This window comes from Pseudomonas fluorescens (genome assembly GCF_902498195.1).
GTDB classification, from domain to species: domain Bacteria; phylum Pseudomonadota; class Gammaproteobacteria; order Pseudomonadales; family Pseudomonadaceae; genus Aquipseudomonas; species Aquipseudomonas fluorescens_BU.
In genome coordinates this window covers 49,791-61,602 of sequence record NZ_CABVIY010000009.1, presented here as the reverse complement: position 1 = coordinate 61,602, position 11,812 = coordinate 49,791, and the positions used below count along the sequence as shown (strand labels likewise).

Sequence of the window (11,812 nt, the reverse complement as noted above, 5' to 3'; positions counted from 1 at the left end):
TAAATATGCCCCGCGCTCTGCTTGCGCTGTTGATGCTGGTTGCCCTGCCCCTGTGGGCGGCCGAGCCAAAAGAGCTGACCTGGTCGGAAATGATCCCGCCGGATGCCATGCCGGAAGTGCCGAACATGACGCCCCTGCACGACCTGTCGAAAATGGGCGACGCGCTATCCGCCGAATCCGCGCCGGCGGCCAAGCAGGATTTGCCCAACGCACCGGTGGTCAAGGCCCTCGATGGCCAGAACATTCGCTTGCCCGGCTACATCGTGCCGCTGGAAGTGAATGAGGACGGTCGCACCACGGACTTTCTGCTGGTGCCGTATTTCGGCGCCTGCATCCACGTGCCGCCACCGCCGTCGAACCAGATCGTGCACGTCAAAAGCGAAGTGGGCGTGAAGATCGAGGAGTTGTACCAGCCGTACTGGATCGAAGGGGCGATGCAGGTCAAGGCGTCCACCAGCGAATTGGCGGATGCCGGGTATCAGATGGAGGCGGACAAGATCTACATGTATGAATTGCCGGAGTGAGTCCGGCAGTTAGCCATTGCCTGCAAGATTGCCTTCGCGAGCAAGCCCGCTCCCACAGGGGAACGCGTTCCACATGTGGGAGCGGGCTTGCTCGCGAAAGGGCCCTCAAGAACACCCAAATACTCAGGCCCATCACTGTTTCTTTGAGCTGAGTCAAAAGACCGAATCGTTAGCCGCCTTACCATTGGACATCGAACATTTTCAACGTCCTCTGGAGCCCCCATGAACAAGTCCCTGCTCGGCGCCTCGCTGTTTGCCCTCGCGCTCGCAGCCCCGCTTGCCTACGCCCACGAACAAGGCGACATCCTCTTGCGTGCCGGCGCGATCACCGTCAACCCGAACACCGACAGTTCCACCGTCAAGGTCGATCAGGGCCCATTGAGCGGGGCCGACCTGGGCGGCAAGGCCACCTTGAGCAGCGACACACAGCTGGGCCTGAACTTCGCCTACATGATCACCGACCACCTGGGTATCGAACTGCTGGCCGCCACGCCGTTCGAGCATGACGTCAAACTCAAGGGCACCGCCCTGAGCGCGGCCAACGGCAAACTGGGCAGCTTCAATCAACTGCCGCCGACCTTGAGCCTGGTGTACTACCCGCTGGACAGCAAGTCCGCGTTCCAGCCCTATGTCGGGGCCGGCGTGAACTACACCTGGATGTACGACGAACACCTGAGCAGCGAAGCCCGCGCCAATGGTTTCAGCAACTTCAACACCAAAAACTCCTGGGGCGTGGCCTGGCAGGTGGGTGCTGACTACATGCTGACCGACAACATCCTGCTCAACGCCCAGATGCGCTACATCGACATCGATACCCGCGCGACCGTGGAAAACAACGCCGTCGCGCCCGGCACCCGCGCACGGGTGAACGTGGATGCCGATCCGTTCATCTACATGGTGGGTCTGGGTTACAAGTTCTAAAGGATTCACGTGGTGGTGAATGGATCGCTTCCACTGCCCTGCACGGTGGCGATCAGCAACAAAAAAAGGCGCCTGGACAGGCGCCTTTTTCTATTGTCCCAGCAACCGCGCCAGGCCAACGCTCATCGGCGTCTGCTCAGGTGCGTTGAAGCGCTCCAGCAATCGCCGGTTATCCGCCCGAGAATGACGAATGTCACCGGAGCGTGCCGGGCCGTGGTTCACCGGCGGCAGTTCACCCACAACCGTTTCAAGTGCCGCCAGCAGCTGCTTGAGGCTCGTCGCCTGGTTCCAGCCGACGTTGACCGCACCGACTTCCACCTGCGGTTGCTCGATAGCTTGTACCAACAGGCTGACCAGATCCTCGACGTAGAGGAAGTCCCGCGTTTGCTCGCCGTCGCCAAACACGGTGATCGGCAGGCCTTTCTGCGCGCGCTCGCTGAAAATGCTGATCACCCCGGAGTACGGCGAAGAGGGATCCTGGCGCGGGCCGAAGATGTTGAAAAAGCGGAAAACCACCGGTTCCAGGGCATGCTGGCGCCGGTAGAAATCAAAGTAGTGTTCGCTGGCCAACTTGTCCGAGGCGTAGGGGGTCAACGGTGCCTTGGGCGTGTCTTCATCGATCGACTCGCCTTCGCCATTGTTGCCATACACCGCCGCGCTGGAGGCAAACAACACGCGTTTGACGCCCGTCTCGCGCATGGCTTCGCAGACATTCAGCGAGCCGATGAAATTGCTCTGGTGAGTCTTCACCGGATCGTCCACCGAGGCCTGCACCGAAGCCACCGCTGCCAGGTGCGCGACCGCGCTGCAACCGGACATCGCCCGGGCCACCAGCGCGGCATCGGCGACGTCGCCGACGATCAGTTCGACCTTGGGGTTATCCAGCGGCAAGTTGCTGCGCTTGCCGGTGGACAGGTCGTCGAGGATCCGCACCGAATAACCTTTGGCGAGCAATGCGTCGGTCAGGTGCGAGCCAATGAAACCGGCGCCGCCGGTGATCAGGATGGGGCCGTCAGCCATGGCGATAGAACCTGTCCAGCAGGCCCGGAAGCGCCGCACGCCAGGCGCGTGGCTTGATGCCGAACGTGTGGAGGATTTTCTTGCAGGCCAGTACCGCGTGTTGCGGTTCTTCGGCGGCGTCCGGCCGCGCGGCGTGGGCCTGGGCAGTCGGGGCTTCGATGGCCAGCGGATGCAGCGCGCGCGCTTCGGTGAGGATGGCCTGGCCCAACGCCAGCGGCGTGGTGGCCTCATGCCCTGCGTAGTGGTAGGTGCCCCACAGCGGCGCCGCGCAATCGAGTTGCTTGAGGACGGAAATGATCACCCGTGCGGCATCGTCCACCGGGGTCGGATTGCCGCGGCGGTCATCGGCCATCAGCAGCTCCTGCGGGTGCTCGGCCCGACCGAGGAAACGCCCGAGGGTGCCGTCGGGGCTGTCATCGAGCAGCCAGCCGAAGCGCAGCAACACGTGCTGCGGGCAGGTGGCGCGCACGCTCTGCTCGATCCGCCACAAGGCCTGGCCGCGCAGGCCCAACGGCACTGGCTCGTCTTTTTCGCTGTAAGCGGTGGCGCGCGAGCCGTCGAACACGCGATAGCTCGAAGGCTGCAACAGCACGATATTGTGATGCTGGCACAGTTCGGCCAGGCGCTCGATCGCCCGCTCCTGCCCGGCCAGGCGCTGCTCGCTGACCGCCTCCGCCTGGAACCAGTCAAAGTAGTAGGCGAGGTTGATCAGCGCGTCGGGGCGGGTGTCGTCGAGCAGTTGCGTCAGGCTCGCGGCGTCCCAGCCGTCTTGCGGTGGGCGGGGGGCGAGGAAACCGATGTCTTCCTCCGCACCCAGGCGAATCAGCGCCTGCCCAAGGGCATTTCCGCCGCCCAGTAACATAAGGCGCATTCGCATAAAGTCAGCAGGCCCAGTCTGATAGAAACAATGGTTTTATCGACAGCACCCGTGGCCGGGGTCGTCGATAGTTGCCGGAATCGTTGCATTTTGCGGGTTTAGTGCGCAACCGTCATCCGTAAAGTGTAGATGTGCGGGGTATGCGGTGCCTGTACTGGCCCCTTCGCGAGCAAGCCCGCTCCCACATTGGTTCGGTGTACACAACTCCATTGTGGGAGCGGGCTCGCTCGCGAAGAGGCCCTCAAGGTCACTGGAGATCCCAAGCGGTACTTGCATCTTGCCGGCCCCACCCGCATAAATTGCCCCATGAACCTGCCCATCCCCGCAGACAGCGCCCTGAATGGCTTCCACCCTGCCGTCAGCGCCTGGTTCAGCAACACCTTCGCGACGGTCACCGCCGCCCAGGCCCGGGCGTGGCCGCTGATACGCCAGCGCCACTCGACCCTGATCGCCGCGCCCACGGGGTCCGGCAAGACCCTCACCGCCTTCCTCGCGGTCATCGACGATCTGGTGCACCAGGGCCTGGAATCCGACAGCGGCCTGCCGGACGAAACCCTGGTGGTCTACGTGTCGCCGCTCAAGGCGCTGTCCAACGACATCCGGATCAACCTGCAGACGCCACTGGCCGGCATCACCGAACAACTGGGCGTGATGGGCTTGCCCGCCTTGCAGATCACCACCGCCGTACGCACCGGCGACACCCCGCAAAAAGACCGCTCGGCGATGCGCAAGACCGCGCCGCACATTCTGGTCACCACCCCGGAATCCCTTTATGTGTTGTTGGGTTCCGATTCCGGCCGGCAGATGCTCGGCACCACGCGCACAGTGATCGTCGACGAAATCCACGCCATCGCCGCCAGTAAACGTGGCAGCCACCTCGCCCTGAGCCTGGAACGCCTGCAGGCACTGTGCGCCGCGCCGCTGGTGCGCATTGGCCTGTCGGCTACGCAAAAACCCATCGACGCGGTCTCGCGTTTTCTGGTCGGTCGCGATCGCGACTGCCAGATCATCGACATCGGCCACGCCCGCCCACGGGATCTGGATATCGAAGTGCCGCCGGTGCCGTTGTCGGCGGTGATGGCCAATGACGTCTGGGAGCTGGTCTACGACCGCCTCGCCACCCTCGCCCGCGAACACCGCACCACGCTGATTTTCGTCAACACCCGACGCCTTGCCGAGCGCTTGAGCCGGCACCTGAGCGAACGCCTGGGCAAGGACGCCGTGGCCGCCCACCATGGCAGCCTGGCCAAGGAATTCCGCCTGGACGCCGAACAACGGCTCAAGCGCGGCGAACTGCAAGTGCTGATCGCCACGGCGTCGCTGGAACTGGGCATCGACATCGGCGATGTCGACCTGGTGTGCCAGATCGCCTCGCCGCGCTCGATTGCCGGATTTCTGCAACGGGTCGGCCGCTCGGGGCACCAGGTCGGCGGCACGCCCAAGGGTCGCCTGTTCGCCACCACCCGCGACGACCTGATCGAATGCGTCGCGCTGCTCGACTGCGTGCGCCGGGGCGAACTGGATACCTTGCAAATCCCGCTGGCGCCGCTGGACGTGCTGGCGCAGCAAATAATCGCCGAGGTCAGTTGCCAGGAATGGTCGGAGGACGCGTTGCTGGCACTGTTTCGCCAGGCCTCGCCTTATGCCGCCCTCGACGAAAAACACTACCAGGCGCTGTTGCACATGCTCGCCGAGGGCTACAACGGCCGTCAGGGCCTGCGCAGTGCCTACCTGCACCGCGACGCTGTCAGCCGCACCCTGCGCGGGCGTCGGGGCAGCAAACTGACGGCCGTGACCAGCGGCGGGACCATTCCCGACAACGCCGACTACAGCGTGTTGCTCGAACCCCAGGGCTTGAACATCGGCAGCGTCAACGAAGACTTTGCCGTGGAAAGCATCGCCGGCGACGTGTTCCAGCTGGGCAATACCTCGTACCGGATCCTGCGGATCGAAACCGGCAAGGTCCGGGTCGAGGATGCCCAGGGGCAGCCGCCGACCCTTCCGTTCTGGCTCGGCGAAGCGCCGGGGCGCAGCGCAGAACTGTCGTTCGCCGTCGCGCGCCTGCAAGCGCAGCTCGATGCGCTGCTGGGTGCCACGCCGGGCAACCTGCAACCGGCCCTCGACTGGCTGACCGAGACCCTTGGCCTCAATCTCGCCAGCGCCGAACAACTGCTCGAATACCTGGCCCGCGCGCGCCAGGTCCTCGGCGCCCTGCCGTCCCAGGACACGCTGTTGATGGAGCGCTTTTTCGACGAGTCCGGCGGCACCCAGCTGATCATCCATACGCCATATGGCAGCCGCATCAACCGCGCCTGGGGCCTGGCCCTGCGCAAGCGGTTTTGCCGCACCTTCAATTTCGAATTGCAGGCGGCGGCCAGCGAAGACGCCATCGTGCTGTCACTGTCCACCAGCCACAGCTTTGAACTGGATGACGTCTGGCGCTACCTGCACAGCCACAGCGCCGAGCACCTGCTGATTCAAGCGGTACTCGATGCGCCGCTGTTCGGTGTGCGCTGGCGCTGGAATGCCGGGGTGGCCCTGGCGTTGCCGCGGTTCACCGGCGGGCGCAAGGTCGCGCCGCAGATCCAGCGAATGAAAAGCGAAGACCTGATCGCCAGCGTGTTTCCCGATCAGATCGCCTGCGTGGAAAACCTCGTCGGCGAACGGGAAATACCTGACCACCCGCTGGTGGAGCAAACCCTCGACGATTGCCTGCACGACGCCATGGACAGCGAAGGCTGGCTGGCGTTGTTGCGGCGCATGGAGCGTGGCGAGATTCGCCTGATCAGCCGCGATTTGCCCGCGCCCTCGCCGCTGGCCGCGGAAATCCTCAGCGCCCGGCCCTACACCTTTCTCGACGATGCGCCGCTGGAAGAGCGCCGCACCCAGGCCGTGCTCAACCGCCGCTGGAGCGACCCGCAATCCGCCGATGACCTCGGCGCGCTGGACGTTGAGGCCATTGCTGCCGTGGCTGAAGAAGCCTGGCCCGCGCCCAACAGTATCGATGAGATCCACGAGGCGCTGATGAGCCTGGGGTGCATCAGCGACGCCGAAGCGCAAGCCAACCCGCGCTGGCTCGATGGGTTGAAGGCCCTGGCCGACAGCGGTCGCGCCTGCCGCATCAACCATTCGCTGTGGCTGGCTCGCGAGCGCCTGACTTGCCTGCGGGCAATTTATCCACAGGCGGATGTGTGCCCGGTGCTGGAGGCCTTGCCGGGTTTCGATGAGGCTTGGGACGCGGACGACGCCGTGCTTGAAGTGCTTCGCGCGCGGCTCAGCGGTTTTGCGCCACAACCGCTGAAGGCGATCGCCGAACCGCTCGGGTTGCCGCCGACACAGGTCAGCCAGGCGCTGGCGCAACTGGAGCGCGAAGGCTACGTGCTGCGCGGTCGTTTCACCCCGGGCGTCACCGAAGACCAATGGTGCGAGCGCCATTTGCTGGCGCGGATTCATCGCTACACGGTCAAGCGCCTGCGGCGGGAAATCGAGCCGGTGGCGTTGCAGGATTTCATGCGGTTCCTGTTCGACTGGCAGCACCTGTCCAGCGCCAGCCAAGGCCAGGGCAGCGCGATGTTGCCGGCGATCATCGCGCAGTTCGAGGGCTACCCCGCTGCCGCGTCCGCCTGGGACAGCGACATCCTGCCGGCACGGCTCAAAGACTACTCGGCGACATGGCTGGACGAACTGTGCCGCAGCGGCAAACTGGTCTGGACCCGGCTCACCGCGCACAGCAAGGGCGCCAGCACCGCACTGCGCAGCACGCCGATTGTGTTGTTGCCGCGCAATCGGGTCGGGCTGTGGAGTGACTTGACCGGGCAGACGCCGGTCAGCGAACTGTCGCCCAAGACCCAAAAAGTCCACGACGCCCTGCGCCAGCACGGCGCGCTGTTTTTCGATGAGCTGGTACACGAAGCGCATGTGCTGCGCACCGAACTGGAAATCGCCTTGCAGGAACTGGTGGGGGCCGGTCTGGTGAACGCCGACAGCTTCGCCGGGCTACGCGCACTGATCACGCCCGCCAGCAAACGTCAGGCCCGCAGCAGTCGTCGCGGGCGCGGGGCGTTTATCGGCGGCATGGACGATGCCGGGCGTTGGGCGTTGCTTCGACGCGGGTCGCCAGCGCCGGTTATGGACAACCCGCGCCCGGCACCCACGCCCGCCGACACCCTGGAACACATCGCCATGACCTTGCTGCGTCGCTACGGCGTGGTGTTCTGGCGCCTGCAGGAGCGTGAGGCGGACTGGTTGCCGAGCTGGCGCGAATTGCTGCGCACCTTCCATCGACTGGAAGCGCGGGGCGAGATTCGCGGCGGGCGCTTTGTCAGTGGCCTGGCGGGCGAGCAATTTGCGCTGCCGGAGGCGATTCCATTACTACGTGAAGTGCGACGTCGCCCCCATGACGGCAGCTTGATCGCGGTGTGCGGGGTCGATCCGCTGAACCTCGCCGGTACCTTGCTGCCCGGCGCTAAAGTGCCGGCGCTGGCGAGCAATCGGCTGGTGTATCGCGATGGGTTGCCGGTGGCGGCCGAGATTGCCGGGAAGCAGCAATTCTGGCTGGAGCTGGATCAGCAGGCCATGGCTGAAGTCAGCAGAAAACTGATCCGGCATTGATGCTGTCTGGTCTGGCCTCTTCGCGAACAAGCCCGCTCCCACAATGGAGTTGCGTGCACGCCCACCCCTGTGGGAGCGGGCTTGCTCGCGAAGGGGCCAGCACAGCCACCACAACTACTGAGGACGCGGCCGATCCGGCATCAACACCGCCGAATGCTCAGGCTGCGCCGCGCCATCCTGCATCGGTTCCGCAGGCTTGGGCATCAAAACCTGCTGTGGATAAGTCTGCGCGAAATGCGCCCATGGACAATTATCCACAAGCTTCTTCAAGCGCTGATTGAACGCCCGGCTGACCGCATATTGCCCGCCCGACACGGTGCGGAACTGCGCCGTCAGCACCACGCCGTTGAGGTCCATCCTGTCGACCCCGAACACGTCCAGCGGCCCCTGCAGGTTGTACTTGAGAAACGGATCGCTGCTGATCGAATGCCCGGCCTCGCGGATCAGTTCGATGGCCTTGTCGACATCGGTGTCGTAGGTGAACTGCACCGAAAAGAACGCATAGGCAAACTGCCGCGATTGGTTGGTCACGGCCTTGATCTGGCCGAACGGCACCGAGTGCACGAAGCCCTTGCCGTCACGCAGGCGCAGGGTGCGGATGGTCAGGCCCTCGACGGTGCCGGCGTGCCCGGAGTCGAGCACCACCCAATCGCCGATGGACAGGGTGTCTTCGATGATGATGAACAACCCGGTGATCACATCCTGCACCAGTTGCTGGGACCCGAAACCGATCGCCAGCCCGATGACCCCGGCACCGGCCAGGAACGGCGCCACATTGATTCCCAGGTTGGCCATGGTGGTGATGGCGCAGATCACCACCAGCACGATTTTAATCGCGTTGCGCAGCAGCGGCAGAATGGTTTTGACCCGTGTGCTGGGTTGTCGCGCCGAGCGTTTGGTGGTCGGTGGTTTCAGGGCCTCCTGGATGGCCGTGTCCAGCACCACCCAGACCATCCAGGTCACCAGGAAAATCAGGCCGATGTGGCTCAGCGAGTCGCTGATCGCCCGTCCGACCGAATTGCTCACCGCGAATTCGAACAGCAACACGCCCCAGATCCGCCCCAGGATGTCGATGAACACAATGGCCATGGCGATGCGCAGCAAGGCGTGGGAAAGGCTCAGGAAGCGCTCTTTGTAGGCGCCGTTGCGGCGCACGTCCGATTCGCTGCGCGTCCTGAACAGGTGATGCAGCGTGGTGCTGAGGAACACCGAGGCAATCAGCAACACCGTGGTGAACAGCGCGCTGCGCAAGACTTTCTGGTTGTCATCGCCAATGCCGATCAGGTTGATGATCGACACCAGTACCATCAACAGGATCGGCCAATACCAGAGCCCGGAAAAAATCCGCAGGGTTTCGCGCAGGGCCGGCTGCGATCGGCGCTGGGCCAGCGGCAGAATCCGGATCACCTGGGCCACCGGCCGACGCATGCGGATCACCAGCCAGCCGAAGGAAATCGTCGCCGCCAGCCCGGTGAACACCGCGATGCTGCTGGTGAGGTTGCCACCCAGTTGATGAGCGATCTGCGGGCTGGTCAGGGCATCGCTCAGGGCGACGAGAAAACCGATCATGAACAGCAGCCGTGGACTGTGCTGGCGAATGATCTGCACCGCGCGGCGCTTGTGGCCGGCATTGAACAGCACCACCAGTGACATCACCAGGGACGCGGCGAACACACCGCTGCTGGTGGCATAGGCAAAGCACAACGCCAGCGCCCGACCGGCGGAGACGGGCAAGAACTGGCTGGCATAGATCGTCAGCGGCAGGCTGATCACGGCGGGGATGCTGTAAGGCAACACGTACCCCAGCAATGCCTGGCCGCGCTCTCGGCTGAGCAGCAGGCGATGCCGGCACAGGCGCTCGGTCAAAAACTTGCCGAACATCCACAGCAGGCCGAAGACACCCGCCCACACCGCCGTCAGCAACAGGAAATCCCCGGCCACGCTCCAGGGCGAACGGGCCGATGGACGATTGACCAATAGATCCACCTCATCGGCGGCGCGGTCCGCGCGCAAACGCCAGGCGTCGAGCAGGTCCTCGTTGAGATCGAGTTTTTCCTGCACCTCATCGATGCTCGAACTGATGGCGCCCAGCAGCCCGCCCTGCACCAGTGGCTGCGGGTGCGCCGGCGGTGTCGCGGCGGCGGCCGGCACACCCGGGATCGCTGCGGCTTCCAGTTCCTCGCTGCCCAGAAACAGCAGCGCCCCCAGTAATATCGCGGTCTTGAACTTGATCAAAGCTCGCGCTCCCTTGGCTGAGACTGTATGGAACTGATCGGGAAATGGCCGGCAAGTTCGGTGACTCCCCGAATGACGCAGTGCGTCACGACAGGCATAACAAAGCCGAGCATGGCGACGATCCTTGCGCTCAAGGCAAATATCAAATGCCCATCCCTGTATTTTTCCGCACAACCCGATCCCCGACACTGCGCTCCATCACATCACCCCACCGGAGTTGCAGCCATGCCCATTGCCTTGCTCGCGCTGACCCTCAGCGCCTTTGCCATCGGGACGACCGAGTTCGTCATCGTTGGCCTGTTACCGACCATCGGCGCCGACCTCGGGGTCAGCCTGCCGTCCGCCGGCCTGCTGGTCAGCCTGTATGCCCTGGGTGTCGCCGTCGGTGCCCCGGTACTGACCGCCCTGACCGGCAAAGTCCCGCGCAAATGGCTGCTGTTGTCGCTGATGGTGCTGTTCACCCTCGGCAACCTGCTGGCCTGGAAAGCGCCGGGCTACGAGTCGTTGATTCTGGCGCGGATCGTCACCGGCCTGGCCCACGGGGTGTTTTTCTCAATCGGGTCGACCATCGCCACCAGTCTAGTGCCCAAGGAAAAAGCCGCCAGCGCGATCGCCATCATGTTCACCGGCCTCACCGTGGCGCTGGTCACCGGCGTTCCGTTGGGCACGTTCATCGGCCAGCACTTCGGCTGGCGTGAAACCTTCCTCGCCGTGTCCGCACTGGGCGTGATCGCCTTTATCGGCAGCCTGCTCTACGTGCCGAAAAACATCGCCCACAGCAAACCCGCGTCGCTGTTGCAGCAATTGCGGGTACTCCAGCAACCCCGGTTGCTGCTGGTATACGCCATGACCGCGATCGGTTACGGCGGCTCCTTCATTGCCTTCACCTTCCTGGCGCCAATCCTTCAGGACCTCTCCGGTTTCAGCGCCAGCACCGTCAGCCTGGTGCTGCTGGTCTACGGCATTTCGGTGGCCATCGGCAACCTCTGGGGCGGCAAACTGGCGGACAGGCGCGGCCCGATCAGCGCCCTGAAAATCATCTTCGCCCTGCTCGCCGCCGTGCTGTTCGTGCTGACGTTCACCGCCGCCAACCCATGGCTGGCGCTGGCCACCGTGCTGGTGTGGGGCGCCGTGGCATTCGGCAATGTGCCCGGGCTGCAAGTGTATGTGGTGCGCCAGGCCGAACATCACACGCCCCATGCGGTGGACGTGGCATCCGGCCTGAACATCGCCGCGTTCAACCTCGGGATTGCGGGTGGGGCGTGGGGCGGTGGCCTGATCGTGGCGCACATGGGCTTGATCCATACCGCGTGGATCGGTGGCCTGGTGGTGTTGGTGGCGCTGGCGTTGACCGCGTGGAGCGGGCGTCTGGATCGCCTGGGGCCGGTGTATGCCCAGTCCTCGACCCGCATAGTCGCCGGCCATTGATCAACCCTGTGGGAGCGGGCTTGCTCGCGAAGGCGGCGGCACATCCAACATTAATGTGCCTGGTGTACCGCTTTCGCGAGCAAGCCCGCTCCCACAAGGGGTTTGCGGTGGTCCACACAATACCGTCCGTAGCCCCACCGAAACTTTCGCCGCCGTCCCACAGTCAGCAAAAGAACGGGGCACTCGGACGGGAGGC

7 protein-coding genes are annotated in these 11,812 nt (G+C 64.3%); 4 read left to right on the top strand and 3 right to left on the bottom strand.

Annotated elements, in window-relative coordinates:
• Positions 1-5 precede the first annotated feature (5 nt).
• Complete coding sequence (locus F8N66_RS28355) at positions 6-524, top strand: DUF3299 domain-containing protein (protein ID WP_150773243.1); 519 nt, start codon at positions 6-8, stop codon at positions 522-524.
• A gap of 222 nt (positions 525-746) precedes the next feature.
• Entirely contained in the window at positions 747-1,445 is a 699-nt protein-coding gene (locus F8N66_RS28350) for an OmpW/AlkL family protein (protein ID WP_150773242.1), read from the top strand.
• Between the two features lie 90 nt (positions 1,446-1,535).
• Here F8N66_RS28350 and F8N66_RS28345 read toward each other — a convergent pair whose 3' ends face one another.
• Entirely contained in the window at positions 1,536-2,465 is a 930-nt protein-coding gene (locus F8N66_RS28345; protein WP_150773241.1) for an NAD-dependent epimerase/dehydratase family protein, read from the bottom strand.
• Positions 2,458-3,342 (bottom strand): sugar nucleotide-binding protein, encoded by an 885-nt coding sequence (locus F8N66_RS28340; protein WP_150773240.1) that lies wholly within the window; start codon positions 3,340-3,342, stop codon positions 2,458-2,460. The genes F8N66_RS28345 and F8N66_RS28340 overlap by 8 nt, the downstream gene beginning before the upstream one ends.
• Before the next feature lie 306 nt (positions 3,343-3,648).
• Between F8N66_RS28340 and F8N66_RS28330 the strand changes: the two genes are divergently transcribed.
• Positions 3,649-7,953 (top strand): DEAD/DEAH box helicase, encoded by a 4,305-nt coding sequence (locus F8N66_RS28330; protein WP_150773238.1) that lies wholly within the window; start codon positions 3,649-3,651, stop codon positions 7,951-7,953.
• Between the two features lie 114 nt (positions 7,954-8,067).
• On the opposite strand, the gene F8N66_RS28325 is transcribed toward F8N66_RS28330, so the two are convergent.
• The gene (locus F8N66_RS28325; RefSeq protein WP_150773237.1) at positions 8,068-10,188 is read right to left on the bottom strand and encodes a mechanosensitive ion channel family protein; all 2,121 of its coding nucleotides are present in this window, start codon (positions 10,186-10,188) and stop codon (positions 8,068-8,070) included.
• Between the two features lie 225 nt (positions 10,189-10,413).
• Here F8N66_RS28325 and F8N66_RS28320 point away from each other — a divergent pair, with 225 nt between their 5' ends.
• Positions 10,414-11,616 carry an MFS transporter gene (locus tag F8N66_RS28320; protein ID WP_150773236.1) on the top strand — a complete coding sequence of 401 codons (1,203 nt, stop codon included), beginning with the start codon at positions 10,414-10,416 and terminating at the stop codon, positions 11,614-11,616.
• Positions 11,617-11,812: the final 196 nt, after the last annotated feature.